General features: G+C 61.0%; 16 protein-coding genes and 1 pseudogene. 8 read left to right on the top strand and 9 right to left on the bottom strand.

Annotated elements, in window-relative coordinates; translation table 11 throughout:
• Window positions 1–6: 6 nt before the first annotated feature.
• The 3 genes from AC1DVH_RS11175 to AC1DVH_RS11165 form a co-directional block, all read right to left on the bottom strand.
• Window positions 7–2,355, bottom strand: coding sequence for an FdhF/YdeP family oxidoreductase (locus AC1DVH_RS11175; protein WP_477753846.1), 2,349 nt, complete (start codon window positions 2,353–2,355; stop codon window positions 7–9).
• A complete protein-coding gene (gene fdhD, locus AC1DVH_RS11170) occupies window positions 2,352–3,191 on the bottom strand; it encodes a formate dehydrogenase accessory sulfurtransferase FdhD (RefSeq protein ID WP_108216149.1) in 840 nt (279 codons plus the stop codon). The genes AC1DVH_RS11175 and fdhD overlap by 4 nt, the downstream gene beginning before the upstream one ends.
• Window positions 3,192–3,283: 92 nt before the next feature.
• Window positions 3,284–4,171 (bottom strand): LysR family transcriptional regulator, encoded by an 888-nt coding sequence (locus AC1DVH_RS11165; protein ID WP_477753845.1) that lies wholly within the window; start codon window positions 4,169–4,171, stop codon window positions 3,284–3,286.
• A 128-nt stretch (window positions 4,172–4,299) separates the two neighbouring features.
• Here AC1DVH_RS11165 and lysM point away from each other — a divergent pair, with 128 nt between their 5' ends.
• The gene (gene lysM / locus AC1DVH_RS11160; protein WP_046040810.1) at window positions 4,300–4,740 is read left to right on the top strand and encodes a peptidoglycan-binding protein LysM; all 441 of its coding nucleotides are present in this window, start codon (window positions 4,300–4,302) and stop codon (window positions 4,738–4,740) included.
• A gap of 110 nt (window positions 4,741–4,850) precedes the next feature.
• Here the strand turns inward: lysM and yrfG are convergent, their stop codons facing one another.
• Window positions 4,851–5,513, bottom strand: coding sequence for a GMP/IMP nucleotidase (yrfG, locus tag AC1DVH_RS11155; protein WP_150755608.1), 663 nt, complete (start codon window positions 5,511–5,513; stop codon window positions 4,851–4,853).
• 88 nt (window positions 5,514–5,601) lie between these two features.
• On the opposite strand from yrfG, the gene nudE reads away from it, so the two are divergent.
• Both nudE and cysQ read left to right on the top strand, forming a co-directional pair.
• Window positions 5,602–6,168, top strand: a complete 567-nt coding sequence (nudE, locus tag AC1DVH_RS11150; RefSeq protein WP_477753844.1) for an ADP compounds hydrolase NudE — start codon at window positions 5,602–5,604, stop codon at window positions 6,166–6,168.
• A complete protein-coding gene (gene cysQ, locus AC1DVH_RS11145) occupies window positions 6,165–6,992 on the top strand; it encodes a 3'(2'),5'-bisphosphate nucleotidase CysQ (RefSeq protein ID WP_477753843.1) in 828 nt (275 codons plus the stop codon). The genes nudE and cysQ overlap by 4 nt, the downstream gene beginning before the upstream one ends.
• A gap of 139 nt (window positions 6,993–7,131) precedes the next feature.
• Here the strand turns inward: cysQ and AC1DVH_RS11140 are convergent, their stop codons facing one another.
• The 4 genes from AC1DVH_RS11140 to rfbC all read right to left on the bottom strand — a co-directional run bounded on the left by AC1DVH_RS11140 (window position 7,132) and on the right by rfbC (window position 11,467).
• Window positions 7,132–7,587 carry a YiiD C-terminal domain-containing protein gene (locus AC1DVH_RS11140; protein ID WP_477753842.1) on the bottom strand — a complete coding sequence of 152 codons (456 nt, stop codon included), beginning with the start codon at window positions 7,585–7,587 and terminating at the stop codon, window positions 7,132–7,134.
• Window positions 7,588–7,628: 41 nt separating this feature from the next.
• Complete coding sequence (locus AC1DVH_RS11135) at window positions 7,629–9,023, bottom strand: sigma-54-dependent transcriptional regulator (RefSeq protein ID WP_477753841.1); 1,395 nt, start codon at window positions 9,021–9,023, stop codon at window positions 7,629–7,631.
• On the bottom strand, window positions 9,020–10,828 hold the full coding sequence (locus tag AC1DVH_RS11130) for a sensor histidine kinase (RefSeq protein ID WP_477753840.1): 1,809 nt from the start codon (window positions 10,826–10,828) through the stop codon (window positions 9,020–9,022). Before AC1DVH_RS11130 ends, AC1DVH_RS11135 begins: the two co-directional genes overlap by 4 nt.
• A gap of 93 nt (window positions 10,829–10,921) precedes the next feature.
• Window positions 10,922–11,467, bottom strand: a complete 546-nt coding sequence (gene rfbC, locus AC1DVH_RS11125) for a dTDP-4-dehydrorhamnose 3,5-epimerase (RefSeq protein WP_477753839.1) — start codon at window positions 11,465–11,467, stop codon at window positions 10,922–10,924.
• Between the two features lie 176 nt (window positions 11,468–11,643).
• Between rfbC and AC1DVH_RS11120 the strand changes: the two genes are divergently transcribed.
• From AC1DVH_RS11120 to AC1DVH_RS11100, 5 genes are all read left to right on the top strand, one after another.
• Window positions 11,644–14,556: an aminotransferase gene (locus tag AC1DVH_RS11120; RefSeq protein WP_477753838.1), complete on the top strand. Its 2,913-nt coding sequence runs from the start codon at window positions 11,644–11,646 to the stop codon at window positions 14,554–14,556.
• 275 nt (window positions 14,557–14,831) lie between these two features.
• Window positions 14,832–15,938 carry an agmatine deiminase gene (gene aguA / locus AC1DVH_RS11115; protein WP_477753837.1) on the top strand — a complete coding sequence of 369 codons (1,107 nt, stop codon included), beginning with the start codon at window positions 14,832–14,834 and terminating at the stop codon, window positions 15,936–15,938.
• 242 nt (window positions 15,939–16,180) lie between these two features.
• Window positions 16,181–16,393, top strand: coding sequence for a hypothetical protein (locus AC1DVH_RS11110; protein ID WP_477753836.1), 213 nt, complete (start codon window positions 16,181–16,183; stop codon window positions 16,391–16,393).
• Window positions 16,394–16,694: 301 nt separating this feature from the next.
• Window positions 16,695–17,366, top strand: a complete 672-nt coding sequence (locus AC1DVH_RS11105; protein ID WP_477753835.1) for a DsbA family protein — start codon at window positions 16,695–16,697, stop codon at window positions 17,364–17,366.
• A gap of 261 nt (window positions 17,367–17,627) precedes the next feature.
• Window positions 17,628–18,914 carry an OprD family porin gene (locus AC1DVH_RS11100; protein WP_477753834.1) on the top strand — a complete coding sequence of 429 codons (1,287 nt, stop codon included), beginning with the start codon at window positions 17,628–17,630 and terminating at the stop codon, window positions 18,912–18,914.
• A 71-nt stretch (window positions 18,915–18,985) separates the two neighbouring features.
• On the opposite strand, the pseudogene AC1DVH_RS11095 reads toward AC1DVH_RS11100, so the two are convergent.
• Window positions 18,986–19,207, bottom strand: a pseudogene (locus AC1DVH_RS11095) (IS4 family transposase); the annotation flags it as partial.

Here is a 19,207-nt window from a genome sequence, read left to right as displayed (position 1 = left end):
AACACATTACGCAGACCTGGCCATGATCAGTCCGGTCTCACTCGCCGCTTCCAACCGGATCGCCACAAACTTCGATGTTGGCGTATGGCTTCCATCGCCGATGCTTTCCAGCGGCACCAACGGGTTCACTTCCGGATAGTAGGCCGCCGCTTGCCCGGCCGGGATATCAAACGCCAGCAGCGTGAAGCCTTTTACCCGACGTTCAACACCATCGTCCCAAAGCGAAACGATGTCCGCCTTCTGCCCCGGCTTGAAGCCCAGGCGGATGATGTCGGCTTCGTTGACGAACAACACATCGCGCTGTCCCTTCACGCCGCGATAACGGTCGTTGAGACCATAGATCGTGGTGTTGTACTGATCGTGGGAACGCATCGATTGCATGATCAGATCCGGCAGCACCCCGGTGGCGCGGGTGCGTTCGTGCACCAGATCCTCGGGCAGGCTGTTTGGCTTGAAATTGGCCCGGCCCGACGCAGTGCTCCACTTGCGCGCACCGGCACTGTTGCCCAGGTAGAAACCGCCCGGACTCCTGACCTTCTCGTTGAAGTCCTTGAAGCCTGGAATAGTCTCGGCGATCAGGTCACGGATACGCCGGTAATCGGCCACCAGCCAGTTCCAGTCCACCGGATGGCTGCCCAGGGTCGCGGCGGCGATGCCGGCCAGGATCGCCGGTTCCGAACGCATCTGGTTCGACAGCGGCTGCAGTTGACCATTGGAGGCGTGGACCATGCTGAACGAATCTTCGACAGTCACCGCTTGCGGGCCTTCGGTCTGGATATCGATGTCGGTGCGCCCCAGGCACGGCAGGATCAGCGCATCCTTGCCGTGGGTCAAATGGCTGCGGTTGAGCTTGGTGCTGATCTGCACGGTCAGGTCGCAGTTCTGCAGGGCCTGGAACGTGCGTGGGCTGTCCGGCGTGGCTTGGGCGAAGTTGCCGCCCAGACCGATAAAGACTTTCGCCCGGCCTTCAGCCATCGCATGAATCGCCTCGACCACGTTGTGGCCGTTGTGGCGCGGCACCTTGAACTGGAAGCGACGCTCCAAGGCATCGAGGAACGCCACTGGCGGACACTCGTTGATGCCCATGGTGCGGTCGCCCTGCACGTTGCTGTGACCACGCACCGGACATAGACCGGCACCGGGCCGGCCGACGTTGCCGCGCAGCAGCATCAGGTTGGCGATTTCCTGGATGGTCGCCACCGAATGCCGGTGCTGGGTGATGCCCATGGCCCAGCACATGATGACGTTCTTGCCCTTGGCGTACATGCGCGCCGCTTGTTCGATCTCCACCAGCGTCAGGCCCGACTGCTCGACGATCTGCTCCCACGGCGTTTCGTCGATGGTCGCCAGGTACTCCAGCACATTGGCGCTGTGTTCATTGAGGAAGTCGTGGTCGAACACCGCCGGTGCACCGGTTTTCTGCGCATCGCGTTCCCACAGCAAGAGAAATTTCGCCATGCCGCGCATGATCGCCATGTCGCCGCCCAGGGCCGGACGGAAGAATGCGGTATTGGTTGGCTTGTCGCCGTTGGTGAGCATTTCGATCGCGTGCTGCGGGTGCTGGAAACGTTCCAGGCCACGCTCCTTGAGCGGGTTGATGCACACCACCTGAGCGCCGCGCTTCACCGCTTCGCGCAACGGCTCGAGCATCCGTGGGTGGTTGGTGCCAGGGTTCTGGCCCCAGACGAAAATCGCGTCGGCGTGTTCGAAGTCGTCGAAGGTCACAGTGCCTTTGCCGACACCGACGCTTTGCGACATCGCGACACCGCTGGCCTCGTGACACATGTTCGAGCAATCAGGGAAGTTGTTGGTGCCATAGGCGCGCACGAAAAGCTGATAGAGAAAAGCCGCTTCGTTGCTGGCCCGACCCGAGGTGTAGAACTCTGCCTGATCCGGGCTCGACAAGCCGTTCAGGTGTTTGGCGATCAGCGCGAACGCGTCGTCCCAGCTGATCGGCTTGTAGCGGTCGGTTTCGGCGTCGTAGCTCATCGGCTCGGTCAGGCGGCCCTGATATTCGAGCCAGTAGTCGCTTTGCTCCAGCAGCGAAGTGACGCTGTGTTTGGCGAAGAATCTGGCGTCGACCCGGCGTTTGGTCGCTTCCCAGTTCACCGCCTTGGCGCCGTTCTCGCAGAACATCACCATGCCGCCTTCCTTGGAATCACCCCAGGCGCAACCAGGGCAGTCGAAGCCGCCGCTCTTGTTGGTCTTGAGCATCATGCGCAGGTTTTTCAGCGCGTTGTCGCTGCTCAGCCAGGCCTGTGCGACGCTGATCAGTGCGCCCCAACCACCGGCCGGGCCTTTGTAGGGCTTGTAGCGAGGGACAGGTGTCTGGTCGGCTTGACGGTGTTGACTCACGCTTGTTTCTCCAACGTTGGGCTGTAGACCCGCGGTGCATTCTTCTGTGGCAGATGGATGAGGTTGAGGTTGTGGCGACGGGCCCATTGCACGGCAAGGCCCGTGGGCGACGACAGGCTGACCAGGGTCTGGATGCCGGCGCGCAAGACTTTCTGGATCAATTCGAGGCTGCAGCGGCTGGTGACGATCGCCAGCCCGCCAGCGGTCGGGATCTTCTGGCGGATCAATCCGCCGATCAGTTTGTCGAGGGCGTTGTGCCGACCGATGTCTTCGCGACCCAGCAGCAACTCGCCCTGATCATTCATGAACACCGCGGCATGTACCGCACCACTGTGCTGGCCAAGGGGCTGGAACGCGCCGATGCGCTGGCGCAGGCCGTCGAGCCATTCGGCAGGCGGCAAGGGTGCGCCAGGCAACACCTGAAGCTCGGGGAGTGCCTGCTCCACTGCTTCCACACCGCACAGCCCGCAACCGCTGGTGCCGGCCAGTTGCCGTCGCTGCTGCTTGAGGTTCCAGAAGGCGCGGTTGGCGATGGTCACTTGCGCGTATTGCGCCGAGCCAGAGCCGGTCAGTTGCAGGTCATAAATATCAGTGGCGTCCTCGATGATCCCGCTGCCCAGGCTGAAACCGACAATGAAGTCTTCGAGGTCCGTGGGTGTCACCAGCATGACGGCCTGGCTGATGCCGTTGTAGGCAATCGCCAACGCGACTTCCTCGGCCAGCGCGGTGCTGGTCGATTCCGTGTCTGCAAGGTTGCTGTAACTGTATGTCTGGCTGGCGGCGGGCGCGGGCGTTTCGAGGGCAGGCGCCGCGCAGACTGGGCGCTTGGTGTTCATGGCATCACCGACGGTTTGATCAGCTTTAAGACTAGGCGTGACAACTTGTCACGTCTAATCGTTAGTACTGATGTACCGATAGATACTGTCGATCAAGCACTGGGCAACGATTGTCGATAAATCGCGAAACAGGCCTCCGCCAAGGCCGAGCGTGGCGCGCTGCGACGCATGATCAGCCCCAGCCGGCCCACGGTCTGGGCGTTTTCGATCGGTTGCAGGCGCAGATGATCGGTCAGCTCTTCCAGACCTCCGTCCAACGGCATCACGGCGCAGCACAAGCCACCGTGCACAGTTTGTAAAAGTTGATGCACGGCATCCGTTTGCAACAGCGGCTGTGGGGTGAGGCCGCGGCTGTGGAAGTTGTGGTCGATGGATTGGCGAAAGTGCATGCCGCTGGTGAGCATGCCCAGTGGCAGTTCGATCAATGATTCCCAGCTTAGCGGCGCCTCGCCAAAGCTGAAAAAGCGTTGGTCGTAGAGCAGACCCATGCGGGTTTCGCTGAAGGCCAGGGAGTCGAAATGTTCGGTGTCCAGGCGCTCCAGGTAGGAAACACCGAGGTCCAGGCGATTGTTCGCCAGTTGTTCGAGTATTTGCTCCGAACTCAGCGCCGAAAGCTCGAAGCGCAGGTTCGGATGCTCCCCGTGCAGGCGTTGAAGCAGCGGCAGCGGATCGAAGCTCGACAGTGGCACCACGCCCAGACGCAAGGTGCCGACCAGATTGCCGCGACAGGCGGCCGCCTCGGCATACAAGCCGTCGTACGCCGCCAGCACCGTGCGCGCCCAGGCCAGCACTCGTTCGCCCGGTGCCGTAAAACCTTCGAAGCGCTGACCACGATTGACCAGCGGCAGGTCGAGTTCTTCTTCGAGGCTGCGCAGGCGCATCGATAGTGTCGGTTGAGTAATGTGGCAGCGCGCGGCGGCCTGGCCGAAATGGCGGGTTTCGTCGAGCGCGATGAGGAATTTCAGCTGCTTGATGTCCATCTTCGCTCCTGGGCGCGGGAAGAGGCCGATTCTATCGCAAGCATGGTCATTGGTCGGGCTGGATTCGCAAGTGACGGTCGTGGTCTAGGCTTTGGCGTCTGGAACCCCAAACCCAAGGAGAGTGCACCATGAGTCTTTTGAGCTTTGTGAAGGAAGCAGGCGAAAAACTGCTGGATTTGCTGACGCCAGGCAACGCCAACGCCAGTGAGCAGTTGAAGGAACACATCAGCAAGGTCGGCCTGGGCAACCCGAATGTGCAGGCGACGGTCGATGGCGACAAGGTCACGGTGACCGGTGAAGTGGCGAGTCAGGAAGAGAAGGAAAAGATCCTGCTGGCAGTGGGCAATATCGCCGGGGTTGGCAGCGTGGATGATCAGATTACTGTGACCGGGCCTGTTGTTGCTGCCGCGGTATTCGTCACGGTGGTGAAGGGCGACACCCTCAGCGCGATTTCCAAGCGCGTGTACGGCGATGCCAACAAGTACAACAAGATTTTCGAAGCCAATAAGCCGATGTTGTCGCACCCGGACAAGATCTATCCGGGACAGTCGTTGCGGATTCCCGAGTAATGCGAGGCCTGTAGGAGCTGCCGCAGGCTGCGATCTTTTGATCCTGGCGGTATGAAACAAACGAAGATAAAGATCAAAAGATCGCAGCCTGCGGCAGCTCCTACGGTCAATCAAAGCCCCGCAATCAAATCCCGATAATCCCCGACCGCTGCAAACTCCGCCGTATCCTTCGGCCCCTTGCGGCTATCCGGTTCACGCACAGCCAGCAAATGCGCCACGCCAAAGTCCCGCGCACTGCGCAGGATCGGCAAGGTGTCGTCGATGAACAGGCTGCGCGCCGGATCGAAATCGATATCGGCTTGCAACGCATCCCAGAACTGCGGGTTTTCCTTGGGGAAGCCGTAGTCATGGGAGCTGATCAAGCGCTCGAAGTACGGCGCCAGCTCGATTTTTTCCAGCTTCAACGACAGCGCATCCCGATGGGCATTGGTGATCAGCACCACGCGCTTGCCGGCCCGTTTGATCGCCGCCAGAAAGGTGTCGGCATCCGGGCGCAGGGCGATCAGATGCGCGGTTTCCAGTTTCAGGTCGCGCACCGACAGCTTCAGTTCGGCGCTCCAGAAGTCCAGGCAGTACCACTGCAACTGGCCGGCATTGCGTTCGAACAACGGCTGCAATTCCATCTCGGCCATGGCCCGGCTGACCCCGTGCAGTTCGGCGTAACGCTGGGGCAGGTGCTCCATCCAGAAGTGGTTGTCGAAATGCAGGTCCAGCAGCGTGCCGTCCATGTCCAGCAGAACGGTATCGATGTCGGACCAGGGTAATGAAGGCATGGCAACGTCTCGGGTAGTAGAAAGATTTCTGGCGCAAACAATCGGGAAAGCCGCGTTATAGTAGCGCGTTCACGCCAAGGAGCTTTGCATGCGCCAGAAACCCACCATACTCGCCCGCGAAATTGTCGCCACCAGTCGATTGTTCTGCGTGGAAGAGCTGAAGTTGCGCTTTTCCAACGGCGTGGAGCGCACCTATGAACGCCTGGTCGGCAAGGGTGCCGGGTACGGCGCGGTGATGATCGTGGCGATGCTCGATGCCGAGCATGCGGTACTGGTCGAGGAGTATTGCGGCGGCACGGATGAATATGAAATGTCATTGCCCAAGGGTTTGATCGAGCCGGGCGAAGACGTGTTGGCAGCAGCCGAGCGCGAACTCAAGGAAGAGGCTGGTTTCGGCGCGCGGCAACTGGAGCACCTGACCGAGCTGTCGCTGTCCCCCGGTTACATGAGCCAGAAGATTCAGGTGGTGCTGGCCACCGACCTCTACGAAGAGCGTCTGGAAGGCGACGAGCCCGAGCCGATGCGGGTGGACAAGATCAATCTGCGTGAACTCTCGGCGCTGGCGCAAAACCCCCACTTTACTGAAGGCCGTGCCTTGGCGGCGCTGTACCTGGCCCGAGACCTGTTGACTCAGCGCGGAGCGTTCCAGCCATGAACTTCCCGCATCCGTTGATGGCACCTGTCATCGAGCTGGCCTTGCAGGCCGGTGAGGCGATCCTGCCGTTCTGGCGCACGGGCACGGCCGTCACGGCGAAGGCTGATGATTCGCCGGTGACCGCTGCTGACCTGGCCGCACACCACCTGATTCTGGCCGGGCTGACGGCACTTGATCCGAGCATCCCGGTGCTCTCCGAAGAGGACGCCAACATCCCCCAAAGCGTGCGGGCCGGATGGCAGCGCTGGTGGCTGGTCGATCCGCTGGATGGCACCAAGGAGTTCATCAGCGGCAGCGAAGAGTTCACCGTCAACATCGCCCTGATCGAAAACGGTCGAGTGGTGTTCGGCGTGGTGTCGATGCCGACCAACGGTCGTTTCTATGTCGGTGGCGCCGGCCTCGGTGCCTGGCGCGGCGATAAAGGTGGCACGCCGGTGGCGATCAAGGTGCGTGATGCATTAGCGCCAGGCGAGTCGTTCACCGTGGTGGCCAGCCGTCGTCATTCGAGCCCGGAGCAGGAGCATTTGCTGGCGGGGTTGAGCGCGATCCTTGGCGAGCTGCAACTGGCCAATATCGGCAGTTCGCTGAAGTTTTGCCTGCTGGCCGAAGGGGCGGCGGATTGCTATCCGCGTCTGGCACCGACTTCGCAGTGGGACACGGCGGCAGCGCAAGGCGTGCTGGAGGGCGCGGGTGGTGAGGTGCTGGCGTTGAGCGGTGAGCCGTTCAGCTATCCGGCGCGGGAGTCGCTGTTGAACGCATACTTTCTGGCTTTGCCGGCGAAGGCGGCCTGGCGGGAGAAGCTGCTGGAATTGGCTCGCGCATAAGATCGTTCCCACGCGCTGATGCAAATCTTTGTGGGAGCGAGCTTGCTCGCGATGGCAGTGTGTCAGGCAACTACAATGTTGGCTTTGACGACCCCATCGCGAGCAAGCTCGCTCCCACAGGTTTTGCGGTCGTCCTGGTTTAGCGGTGCAGCACGTACTGCCCGACAAACCTCACCGCATCCTCATCATGGCCTTCATTGACGACCCGCGTATGCAGCGTCAACCGCGCTCGGCTATATCGCTGGAACGTGGTCAGGAATTTCTTCCAGATCACCGGATCCGGTGCCTGGCAAATGGCGTTGGCATCGCCCGTCACTGGCAGCGGATAGCTGATCTGCCCTTCCTGAATCACGATGTGCCCGTCGGTAATGCCTTCTTCCTTGAGGCGCAGATGCAGCCAGCCCCAACCGGCCAGGACCGCGCCGCAATACAGGCTGCCGCCGAACATGGTGCTCTTGTGGTTGACGTTGGCTTCCAGTGGCAAGTGCAGGCGCAGTTGCTGGTCATGCCAGTCGAGCACTTTGAGGCCCATGTCCCGGGTGAGGGGAATGTCGTGATGGAGGACTGATTCCAGTTGTCGACTGTCGCGGCTCATTCAGGGGGCCTCTTGCTTGAAGTGGATGATTGGACGGTAGCTCAGTCGAGGTCGTCAGGGTGGGCCGAGGCACCACTGTCGGCGAAACTCAGACCGTGCTTGCGCAGTTTGTCATGCAGGGTCTTGCGCGGAATGCCGAGGGCTTCGGCGACGCTGCGCACGGAGCTGTGCGAGCGTGCCAGTTCGGCGGCGATGAGGGTTTTTTCGAAGTTCTCCACTTGCTCGCTCAAACCGCCGCTGACGGCTTCGACCCTGTTGCCAGCGCCGCCTTGCGGCGTGYTGTTGTCGAGGGCCAGTTCCAACCCGAGGGCAAAACGCTCGGCCGCATTTTGCAGCTCGCGCACGTTGCCGGGCCAGGTGTGGCGCAGCAGCAAGGCACGTTGTCCCGGTTGCAGTTCATGGGGCGGCAAGCCGTGGCGGGCACTGGCTTCATCGGCGAAATGCTGAAACAGCATCAGCGCATCTTCGCCCCGTTCGCGCAATGGTGGAATCCGCAATGGTGCGACATTCAGGCGGTAATACAAGTCGGCACGGAAACGTCCTTGATCCGCCGCCTGGCGCAGGTCTTCCTTGGTGGCGGCGATGATGCGGATGTCCAGCGGGATCAGTTGATTGCCGCCCAGGCGTTCGACTACCCGTTCTTGCAGCAAGCGCAGCAATTTGACCTGCACATCCAGGCTCATGCTTTCGATTTCATCGAGGAACAACGTGCCGCCATTGGCGAACTCGAACTTGCCGATGCGACGTTTCTGCGCACCAGTGAAGGCACCGGGCTCGTGGCCGAACAGCTCGCTTTCGACCACTGATTCGGCCAGGGCACCGGCGTTGATCGCCACGAACGGACCGTTGCGACGGCTTGATAAATCGTGCAGCGCCCGGGCCACGACTTCTTTGCCAGCGCCGGTTTCGCCGAGGATCAGTACATCGGCCTTGGTCGCTGCCAATGCACCGATCTGCTCGCGCAGGCGCAGCATCGAAGGTGAGTGGCCAACCAGGCGGGCGCTCAGCTCGTTGCGGTCGCTCAAGGCCAGCCGCAGGCTGCGGTTGTCCAGCACCAGCCGACGCAGGGCCAGCGCCCGGCGCACACTGTCGAGCAGGGCGTCGCTGGCGAAGGGCTTTTCCAGAAAGTCATAGGCCCCGGCGCGCATGGCCTGCACGGCCAGCGGCACATCGCCGTGGCCGGTGATCAGCAGCACCGGTAGCTCAGGGTCCTGGGCGTGCAGTTCGGTCAGCAGTTCGAGACCGTCCATGCCGGGCATGCGGATATCACTGACCACCACACCCGGCCAGTCGCGCTCCAGTTGCGCGGCCAGGCCCTTGGCTTCGGCCAGCGGCAGGATTTTCAGGCCCGCCAGATCCAGCGTTTGGCTCAGGGCCTGGCGCAAGTGGGGATCGTCGTCGATCAACACGACCTGAATGCGGTTGTCGATGGTCATGCACTTCGGTCCTCGGACGGTTGCAGGCTCACGCCCGGTGCGCCTGCGCGCAGCTTCAGGGTAATCAGGGCGCCGCCCTCCTTGTGATTGGCGAACGACAGTTCACCGCCGAAGGCGCGCATCAGGGTTTCGCAAATCGCCAGCCCCAAACCGAGGCCCTGGGTTCGGGTCTTGGTGGTGTAGAACGGCTCGCTGGCGCGCCCAAGGGCTTCCATGCAAAAGCCGGGGCCGTTGTCGCGAATGTACAGGTTGACGCCATCGGCCGTGGATTGGGCACTTAGCCAGAGTTTACGTGGCGGGCCTTTTTCCGTCAGGGCATCCAGGGCGTTGGCCAGCAGATTGCCGAGTACCTGGCGCAGGCGGGTTTCCCCGGCCTCAACCCACAGGGTGGCGGCCGGCAAGTCACGGATCAGCTCGACTTCCATGCTGCGTCGACGCTTGGCCAACAAGGCCAGGGCATCGTCCAGCGCCGGTTGCAGGGCGACGCTTTCCGGGGCATGCCGGTCGCGCCGGGCAAAGGCGCGCAAGTGGGCGATGATCGAGGCCATGCGGCCGGTCAATTCACTGATCAGCTTGAGGTTGCCGCGGGCATCGTCGGTGCGCTGGTGATCGAGTAATACTTCGGCGTTTTCCGCGTAGCTGCGAATCGCTGCCAGCGGCTGATTGAGTTCGTGGCTGATGCTCGCCGACATGGTGCCCAGTGCCGACAATTTGCCGGCCTGTACCAGATCATCCTGGGCGCGTACCAGCTCCTGCTGGGCCTGTTCGCGCTCCAGCACTTCCTGTTTCAGGCGCCGGTTCAGGCCTTCGAGATCGCTGGTGCGCTCGGCGACCCGACCTTCCAGCTCGTGCCGGGCCTTGGCTTCGAAAGCGATGCGTTCGAGGTAATGGCGGCGGCGCTGCATCATCAGGCCGAGCAGCAACATCAACACCAGCAAGGTTGCACCACCGATGGCCACCACCGTGCGCACCGGACGGTCGATCAAGGTGCGCGGGGCGAGGATGCTGACGTCCCAGCCGGTTTCGGCGATCTGCTGGGTCTGGGTCAGCCAGGCATTGGGATTGAGCTTCAGCGGTTTTGGATCGCGGGTTGGATAGGGCTGGATCGCAGTGATGGCTTTGCTTTCTTCCTCGTTCAACGGGCGGGTCGAGCGGAATCGCCACTCCGGTCGCGAGGTGAGAATGACCACGCCATTGTGGTCGGTCAGCAGCAGTTGTTCCGGGGTTTTGCCCCAGAGGCTTTCGGTGTGGTCGAGGTCGACCTTGACCACCAGCACGCCGACGATTTTATCGCCATCACGCACGCCAGCGGCGAAGAAGTAACCGCGCTTGGCGGAGGTGGTGCCCAGGCCGAAAAAGCGCCCGAGCCGCCCGGCCATGGCTTCGCTGAAATACGGCCGGAAGGAAAAATTGCGCCCGACGAAACTGTCGTGCTTGTCCCAGTTGGAGGCGGCCAGGGTCTTGCCATTGGCGTCCATCAGGTACATGACTTCGGCGCCGGTCTGGGTGGCAATATTTTTCAGCAGGTGGTTGGCGTTGCCTTGGGTGACGCCATCGTCCGGCGCACCGAGCACGGCGCGCAAGGCCGGCAGGTCGCCGAGGATCTGTGGCAACACTTCATAGCGATGCAGGGTACCCAGCAGGTTGGCGACGTAGAGATCGAGGGTCTGACGATTCTGACTGGCCAGCTCGCTACGGTAGTAACGCTCGGCGAGATGTTCCAGCGGCCACAGCAACGGCGCCAGGCACAGTGCCAGCAGGGCCAGGCTGCGCCAACGGGGTCTGGGAGGGAGAGTCGGTTTCATGAGCAGCATGCGCCTGTGGGTACAGGCGCATTATGCCTAGGCTTGCCCGCCTTGGGTCAGGTGCATCTTGATAGGCGAGCTTCAGCCGGCCTTTCAGGCAAAGACGTCAGCGTCCTTGAAAAATACCCCGGCCAGATCTTTCGCCGACAACTGCGGCGTGCCTTGCAGTTGCCAGTCGATGGCCAGGTCCGGGTCGTCCCAGCGAATGCTGCGCTCGGCGGAGGGCGTGTAGTAATCGGTGGTTTTGTAAAGGAACTCGGCAAACTCGCTCAATACGACGAACCCGTGGGCGAAACCTTCCGGGACCCAGAGCTGACGATGGTTGTCGGAAGACAGTCGCACTGCGACCCATTTGCCGAAGTGCGGTGAGCTGCGACGGATGTCTACGGCGACGTCCAGCACTTCACCGACCGTGACGCGAACCAGTTTTCCCTGGGTATTTTCCAGTTGGTAATGCAGACCGCGCAGCACGCCCTTCTGCGAACGGGAGTGATTGTCTTGAACGAATTCAGTGTCCAGTCCGGTGGCCTCTTTGAAGGCCCGGGCGTTGAAACTCTCGTAGAAGAAACCACGTTCGTCGCCAAAGACCTTGGGTTCGAGGATCAGAACACCGGGCAGATCAGTGGTCACTACATTCATGGTGGCTCTCCAGCAGTGTGTGTTGAATGGCCGCCATTCTTGCGCAAAGCGCCGACCGAGGCGAGTACCAGAACAAAGCCCGCTCCCACAAATGCCCCCATGCCGCTTCCGGGGGGTTGCGTATCGCCCGAACCAGTGGCGATATAGGCGCCTAATAAAATTTCAGGGGTCGTTGTATGCCGCTCGCCACGTTGATTCATCGCGCCAGTTTGCCCAGCCCGCAGGTGTCTGCGGATCAAGCGCGAGCGCTGCTGGAAGAACATTACGGGTTCAGCGGCAGGTTGCAGGCCCTTGGCAGCCAGCAAGACCTGAACTACCGCGTCGACAGCGAGCAGGGACGTTTCGTCCTGAAAATCTGCCGTGGCGACTATTCGGTAATTGAGCTTCAAGCACAGCACGCCGGGCTCGGGCACTTGGGGGAGCACCCCGATGTGCATGTGCCGCGTGTTATCCCGGCGAAAAACGGTGCAGAACTTCTGTCTCTGGACATGGGTGGCCAGGCGGTCCACGTTCGCCTGCTCGATTACATCGAAGGCCAGCCGCTGACGAGCCTCGGCCATTTCAACCCGACGGTGGTGTCCGGCTTCGGTCGCCTGTGCGGTGAAATGGACCTGGCCCTGGCGGATTTCGACCATCCGGGGCTGGTGCGAACCCTGCAATGGGACGCCCGCCATGCTCACGCCCTGATCGCGCATTTGCTGCCGGTGATCAAGGATGAGGCCCAGCGCAAACTGATCGTCGAAGCGTCCGGGCAAGCCGAGCGGCATTTGCAGCCACTGCAAGACAAGCTGCCGGTGCAGGCCATTCACATGGATATCACCGACGACAACGTGGTGTGGCAGCGCGATGCGCAGCGCCATTGGCAGCTGCAGGGCGTGATCGATTTCGGCGACCTGGTGCGCACCTGGCGCATTACCGATCTGTCGGTGACCTGCGCCGCGCTGCTGCATCATGGCGAGGGCGATCCGCTCTGCATTTTGCCGGCGGTACAGGCCTATCACGCGGTCAATCCGTTGCAACACGAAGAATTGCTGGCGCTGTGGCCGCTGATCGTCGCCCGCGCGGCGGTGTTGGTGCTCAGCGGCGAACAGCAGGTCAGCATCGATCCGGGCAATGCCTACAGCCGCGATAACCTGGTCCATGAATGGGAAATCTTCCGTGTGGCCACGTCGGTACCATTGGCGTTGATGGAAGCGGCGATCCTCACCGCCGTCGGCCAGAACCTGCCCACCATCGGCAGCGAAGGCTTCGCGCCGCTGTTGCCAAGCCTGGTGGGGCGTGAGTTCGCGCTGATCGACCTGGGTGTGCTCAGCCCGCATTTCGAGGCCGGGAACTGGGAGCAGGAGCGTGTCGATCAGCGCCTGCTGGATGAAGCCGCTGCGGCACATGGCCTGGCGGCCAGTCGCTACGGACAATACCGCTTGTCCCACACCCGCCCGGACAGCGCCGCTGAACCGGACACTTGCCCGTTGCACGTCGAGTTGCGTGTGCCTCTGGGCACGGCGGTCGAAGCGCCGTTTGCCGGGGTAGTGCATCACCCATCGGCGGGCGTGCTGCAACTGGACGGCCCGCAATTGAGTGTGCGGCTTTGGGGCGTCACGCCGTCGCTGCACAGCGGCGCAGCACTGGTCAAAGGCCAGGTACTGGGCTCGGTCAGCGGGCCATTGATCGTGCAGTTGTGCCGTGGCGCGTCGATCAATGCGCCGCTGTTCTGTACGCCTTCGCGCGCGGCAGCCTGGCAAGCGTTGTGTCCATCACCGGCAGCGTTGCTGGGGCTGGCGTGTGACGCCGAAGCTGAGCTCGACGGAGCGACGTTGCTGGCCCGGCGCGACGCCAGTTTCGCCCGTACGCAAAAACATTATTACGTCGACCCGCCGCGCATCGAGCGCGGCTGGCGCAACCATTTGATTGACATGCAGGGTCGTTCCTACCTCGACATGCTCAACAACGTTGCGGTATTGGGCCACGGTCACCCGCGCATGGCGGCGGTTGCCAGTCGCCAGTGGTCGTTGCTCAACACCAACTCGCGCTTCAACTACGCGGCCGTGGCCGAGTTCTCCGAACGTTTGCTGAAGCTGTCCCCTGACGGCATGGACCGCGTGTTCCTGGTCAACAGCGGTAGCGAGGCCAACGACCTGGCGATTCGACTGGCGTGGGCCTACAGCGGCGGCCGCGACATGCTCAGCGTGCTGGAGGCTTATCACGGCTGGACGGTGGGGGCCGACTCGGTGTCGACCTCGATCGCCGACAACCCCAAGGCCTTGAGCAGTCGCCCGGACTGGGTGCACCCGGTGACCGCGCCAAACACCTATCGCGGTGAATTCCGTGGCCCCGACAGCGCGCCGGATTATGTGCGTAGCGTCGAACACAACCTGGCGAAAATCGCCGAGCAGAATCGCCAATTGGCCGGTTTCATTTGCGAGCCGGTGTATGGCAATGCCGGCGGCATCTCGCTGCCACCGGACTATTTGAAACAAGTCTATGCCATGGTCCGGGCGCGGGGCGGCGTGTGCATCGCCGACGAAGTGCAGGTGGGCTACGGGCGCATGGGCGATTTCTTCTGGGGCTTTGAAGAACAGGGCGTGGTGCCGGATATCATCACCATGGCCAAGGGCATGGGCAACGGTCAGCCACTGGGCGCGGTCATCACCCGTCGGGAAATCGCCGAAGCGCTGGAGGCCGAGGGTTACTTCTTCTCCTCTGCTGGCGGCAGCCCGGTCAGTTGCCAGGTCGGCATGGCGGTGCTGGATGTAATGGAAGAGGAAAAACTCTGGGAAAACGCCCAGGTCGTCGGCGGGCACTTCAAGAAGCGCCTCGAAGCGTTGATCGATATTCATCCGTTAGTGGGCGCGGTGCACGGTTCCGGTTTCTACCTGGGCGTCGAGTTGATCCGCAATCGCGAAACCCTGGAGCCGGCCACCGAAGAAACCACCGCGCTGTGCGATCGCTTGCGTGAACTGGGGATCTTCATGCAGCCGACCGGCGATTACCTGAACATCCTCAAGATCAAGCCGCCGATGGTCACTTCGCGCCAGAGCGTGGATTTCTTCGTGGACATGCTGTCGAAGGTGCTCGAAGAAGGCCTGTAAACACATCCCCTGTAGGAGCGAGCCTGCTCGCGATAGCGGTCTTCCGGTCAAAAAAATGGTGACTGATATGGCCTAATCGCGAGCAGGCTCACTCCTACAGGGCACTGCTGTGGTAGTTCGATTGATATCGGCTTTTTATCGATTGTTTTTGTAACTATGGATGTAAGTTGCTTTAAAAGCCGATATTTATCGGATATAAAGTAGCGCAGTCCACGGCGTGTACCAATGCGCTTCCATTTCTGTCAGGCATCAATGCCACTCCGGAGTCCTGAGCCATGACCACGTTGAACAGCACCCCTCGCGCCGACGGCTTCTACATGCCAGCCGAATGGGCACCCCAAACCCAGACCTGGATGATCTGGCCCGAGCGCCCGGACAACTGGCGCCTGGGCGGCAAACCGGCACAATCCGCGCATGTGGCAGTGGCCAAGGCCATCGCCCGTTTCGAACCGGTGACCGTGGCGGTTTCCGCCGGCCAGTACGAAAACGCCCGTGCCCGTCTGGACGTGCCGAATATTCGTGTGGTGGAAATGTCCAGCGACGACGCCTGGGTACGCGACTCCGGTCCGACCTTCGTCATCAACAACAGTGGCGAAGTCCGTGGCGTGAACTGGGACTTCAATGCCTGGGGCGGCTTTGACGGCGGCTTGTATTCGCCGTGGAACCGCGACTCGCAGGTCGGCGGCAAGATCCTCGAGATCGAGCGCAGCCCGCGTTACCGCACCGAAGGCTTCGTGCTGGAAGGCGGCTCGATTCACGTCGACGGTGAAGGCACGCTGATCACCACCGAAGAATGCCTGCTCAACCGCAATCGCAACCCGCACATGAATCGCGCGGAAGTCGAAGCGGTCCTGAGTGCGAACCTGGCTGTGGATAAAATCATCTGGCTACCGGATGGCTTGTTCAACGACGAAACCGACGGCCATGTGGATAACTTCTGCTGCTACGTGCGTCCGGGTGAAGTGCTGTTGGCCTGGACCGATGATCCACAGGACCCTAACTACCCGCGCTGCCAGGCGGCGATGAAAGTGCTGCAAAGCAGCACCGACGCCAAGGGTCGCCCGTTCACGGTGCACAAAATGCCGATCCCGGGTCCGCTGTTTGCGACCGAGGAAGAGTGCGCCGGTGTCGATCCAGTGGACGGTACTCAGGAGCGTAACCCGACGGTTCGTCTGGCCGGTTCCTACGTGAACTTCCTGATCGTCAACGGCGGCATCATCGCGCCGAGCTTTGACGACCCGCAGGATGGCCCGGCAAAGGAAATCTTGCAGAACCTGTTCCCACAGCATGAAGTGGTGATGGTGCCTGGTCGCGAACTGTTACTGGGGGGCGGGAATATTCACTGCCTTACCCAGCAACAACCCGCACCGCACAAGGAGTGAGTGAGGTCGTAACAGCTTGAGTTGATTGCGAAATCCCTCAGGCTGTCGATTAGCCACCAGCGTTGCACGGAGCCCGCGGCCCTACAGGCCTGCGGGCTTTTTTGTATCCGCTTGGCCACACTTCAGAAACCTTGGCACAGCTCTTGTATCCCTGCTGTTGTACTCGGGGTGGGGAGGACTTCGATGTTCTGTCATAAACCTTGGATAAGTTAGCCGCTCACAAACCGGGAGAGAGCGCTGAAATGAACGCCGAAGTGAATGTTATGGGCGAAAAGGCGTTGCATCCCCTGGCAGTAAACAGCGAATCGCTCCAGATCCTGGCGCACTGGTTCAAGTCCAATGGAATGCGTCAGATCAGTGAAGCTGATCCGCGCCGGACGATGATCGAGCGTTACCCTGCTGGTTTATTCAGCGAGGCGGAACTGGATGCGTTGTGGGATGTAATGGAAGGATAAGAAGAACAACAACGGATTGAACAAGAAAAAGCGCTGCCGGGATGGCAGCGCTTTTTTTTTGCGCAGATTCATGCAAACACCACAATCCCCTGTGGGAGCGAGCTTGCTCGCGATGGCGCCCGGCCAGTCACTGTAAATGTCGACCGACCCACCGCTATCGCGAACTCCCACAGGGTTTTGTGGCGCAACCATTCGACCGATTCAAGCAACAGACTGAAAGCCAATCCGGCGTTTTTCCGGAACCGCTGCGGCACTAACCTGCCGACATCGAATTTTCCTGAATTTCTGTCGGAGCTTTCCCATGATCCTCCACTACATCTACGACCCGTTGTGCGGTTGGTGCTACGGCGCCAAACCGCTGGTGCAGGCCGCCCAGGCTGTGCTGCCCGTGATTGCCCACGGCGGCGGCATGATGACGGGGGCCAATCGGCAAAAGGTTTCGCCACAACTGCGCAGTTACGTCATACCCCATGACCGGCGTATCGCCGAATACAGCGGGCAGCCGTTCGGTGAAGCCTATTTCGAAGGATTGCTGCGTGATCACAGCGCTGTGTTCGACTCGGCTCCACCCATCGCTGCGGTGCTGGCGGCCGAGCAAATGGGAGGTCGCGGGCTGGAGTTGTTGGGGCGTTTGCAAAGTGCTCACTACGTGGAGGGGCGTCGCATCGCCGATGAGTCGGTACTGTTTGAACTTGCCCACGGCATGGGGCTGGACCGCGAAGCCTTCGAAAAAACCTTCAGGGCGGCTGACACCGAAGGCCATATCAGGATGAGCCGGGCTCTTTTGGCCAAGGTCGGCGGGCAGGGCTTTCCGACCCTGGCGCTTGAGCACAATGACCAATTCACCCTGATCGATATCGGGCCATGGCTGGGCAAACCCCAGGCATTTGCGCAGTGGTTGAGTCAGTCGCTACCCGATCAGGGATCATCCATTTCCATAGCAGCCTGTGGCCTCGATGGCTGCAGTGATTGAATATTCCTGCCGCGTAAAGGCATTTATTAGACGGTTTTCACCTGTTTTTAGAAGATTCATGAAATTGACACATCGTTGAGGGCGCAGCTACGATTCGGCCCAACGCCTGTGGCCGACCGCCACGATCAAAAATTATAAAAAGGCCCGCCGCGAGAAATCGTGGGCGGGCCTTTTTGTTTTCGTCATGAAAAAAGAGCGCGATAGCGCCGTTTCGGGAGTTCGACACAGCGCGTATCAACCGGAAATAAGGAAAAGAACACGATGTTGAACAAGCGAATCAGCCTGATCGTCCTGGGGATGTTGAGCGCTACACAAGCCACGGCGAACGACCAGGCCGAATCCAAGGGTTTTGTTGAAGACAGCAGCCTCAAAGTGCTGCTGCGCAACGCCTACATGAACCGTGACTTCAAAGACGGCAACCCGGATAAATCCGAGTGGGGCCAGGCGGCTATCGGCACGTTCTCGTCCGGCTTCACCCAAGGCACCGTGGGTGTGGGTGTGGACGCTTTCGGGCTGTACGCACTGAACCTGGAACGCAGCGAAGACCGTAGCGGCGCGCAAGGCATCGACTTCTTCAAAAAGGGCGACAGCGGCCAGCCGGCTGACGACCTGTCCAAGGGCGGCGCAGCGATCAAGTTCCGCCTGTCCAGCACCACCCTGACCTACGGCGACCAGATGCCGGCCCTGCCGGTGCTGAACTACGACAACTCGCGCCTGCTGCCGGAAAGCTACACCGGCACCTTGATCACCTCCAAAGAGATCAAAGGCCTGCAACTGGACGCCGGTCGCTTCACCGCCGAATCGCGTAAAAGCGCTGAAGGCCGTGACAGCGGTGGCTTGAAGTCGATCAACGTATTGGGCGGTAGCTACCAGTTCACCGAGCAATTCAAGGCCGCGCTGTACGCTTCCGACGTCGAAGACGTGCTGAAGAAACAATACGTGAACGCCAACTACGTGTTCCCGATCGACAAGAATCAGTCCCTGACCCTGGACTTCAACGGCTACCGCACCAAGCTGGACGATTCCTACGTTCGCGAAAACGGTATCACCGGCGACGACAACAAGATCTGGAGCCTGGCGGCCACCTTCATCACCGGCCCGCACTCGTTCACCCTCGCGCATCAGCGCAGCACCGGCGACAGCAACCTGGGCTACGCCTACGGCGGCTACCAGAAAGACCAGGGTCGCGTCGGCGACGGTGGCAACACCATCTACCTGGCGAACTCCTACTGGTCCGACTTCAACGCCGAAGACGAACGCAGCTGGCAGGTGGGCTACGGCCTGGACTTCAGCACCTTCGGTGTACCGGGCCTGAGCTACAACGTGGCCTACGTGCGCGGCGACAACATCACCACTTCCACCAGCGAAGGCGGCACCGAGCGCGAGATCTTCAACCAGATCAAATACGTCGTCCAAAGCGGCCCGGCCAAAGACCTCAGCGTGAAACTGCGCAGCTCGGTCCTGCGCGTGTCGCAGAAATCGAGCGAGTACAACGTCAGCGGCAACGAAGTGCGTGTGTTCGTGGATTACCCGATCAATATCTTTTGATGATCGGTTGTGGTGTCGAAGTCTGATGCAAGGCTGAGAATGAAGAAGCCCCGGTTGGTTCGTAATGCTGTTCACTTAAGCGGAGCAGCCTTACGGTCCACCGGAAACCGGGTTTTTGAAATTTTCACCGTCCTTGGCCTCGAAGGCCTTGGGCGGTGATCCAGAAACATTCCCCCAACACCTGCCCTTAACTCTGCCAATCGCCTCCCTGTGGCTGAAACCGGATTGGCCGCTGCCATCACGATCAGTTGGACGGCGATGTACTGGCAGGCCGGTTTGAAGCGGATGTCGCT

The organism is Pseudomonas sp. P4_C3 (assembly GCF_056402075.1).
This window is presented reverse-complemented; position numbering and strand designations above follow the sequence as displayed.

What these genes read in the sequence shown, in the direction of transcription:
- aguA (WP_477753837.1), top strand. Translation starts at nt 14,832, where the DNA reads ATGACCACGTTGAACAGCACCCCTCGCGCCGACGGCTTCTACATGCCA.
- AC1DVH_RS11165 (WP_477753845.1), bottom strand. Translation starts at nt 4,171, where the DNA reads ATGGACATCAAGCAGCTGAAATTCCTCATCGCGCTCGACGAAACCCGC.
- AC1DVH_RS11100 (WP_477753834.1), top strand. Translation starts at nt 17,628, where the DNA reads ATGTTGAACAAGCGAATCAGCCTGATCGTCCTGGGGATGTTGAGCGCT.
- AC1DVH_RS11110 (WP_477753836.1), top strand. Translation starts at nt 16,181, where the DNA reads ATGAACGCCGAAGTGAATGTTATGGGCGAAAAGGCGTTGCATCCCCTG.
- AC1DVH_RS11120 (WP_477753838.1), top strand. Translation starts at nt 11,644, where the DNA reads ATGCCGCTCGCCACGTTGATTCATCGCGCCAGTTTGCCCAGCCCGCAG.
- rfbC (WP_477753839.1), bottom strand. Translation starts at nt 11,467, where the DNA reads ATGAATGTAGTGACCACTGATCTGCCCGGTGTTCTGATCCTCGAACCC.
- yrfG (WP_150755608.1), bottom strand. Translation starts at nt 5,513, where the DNA reads ATGCCTTCATTACCCTGGTCCGACATCGATACCGTTCTGCTGGACATG.
- cysQ (WP_477753843.1), top strand. Translation starts at nt 6,165, where the DNA reads ATGAACTTCCCGCATCCGTTGATGGCACCTGTCATCGAGCTGGCCTTG.
- fdhD (WP_108216149.1), bottom strand. Translation starts at nt 3,191, where the DNA reads ATGAACACCAAGCGCCCAGTCTGCGCGGCGCCTGCCCTCGAAACGCCC.
- nudE (WP_477753844.1), top strand. Translation starts at nt 5,602, where the DNA reads ATGCGCCAGAAACCCACCATACTCGCCCGCGAAATTGTCGCCACCAGT.
- lysM (WP_046040810.1), top strand. Translation starts at nt 4,300, where the DNA reads ATGAGTCTTTTGAGCTTTGTGAAGGAAGCAGGCGAAAAACTGCTGGAT.
- AC1DVH_RS11140 (WP_477753842.1), bottom strand. Translation starts at nt 7,587, where the DNA reads ATGAGCCGCGACAGTCGACAACTGGAATCAGTCCTCCATCACGACATT.
- AC1DVH_RS11130 (WP_477753840.1), bottom strand. Translation starts at nt 10,828, where the DNA reads ATGAAACCGACTCTCCCTCCCAGACCCCGTTGGCGCAGCCTGGCCCTG.
- AC1DVH_RS11105 (WP_477753835.1), top strand. Translation starts at nt 16,695, where the DNA reads ATGATCCTCCACTACATCTACGACCCGTTGTGCGGTTGGTGCTACGGC.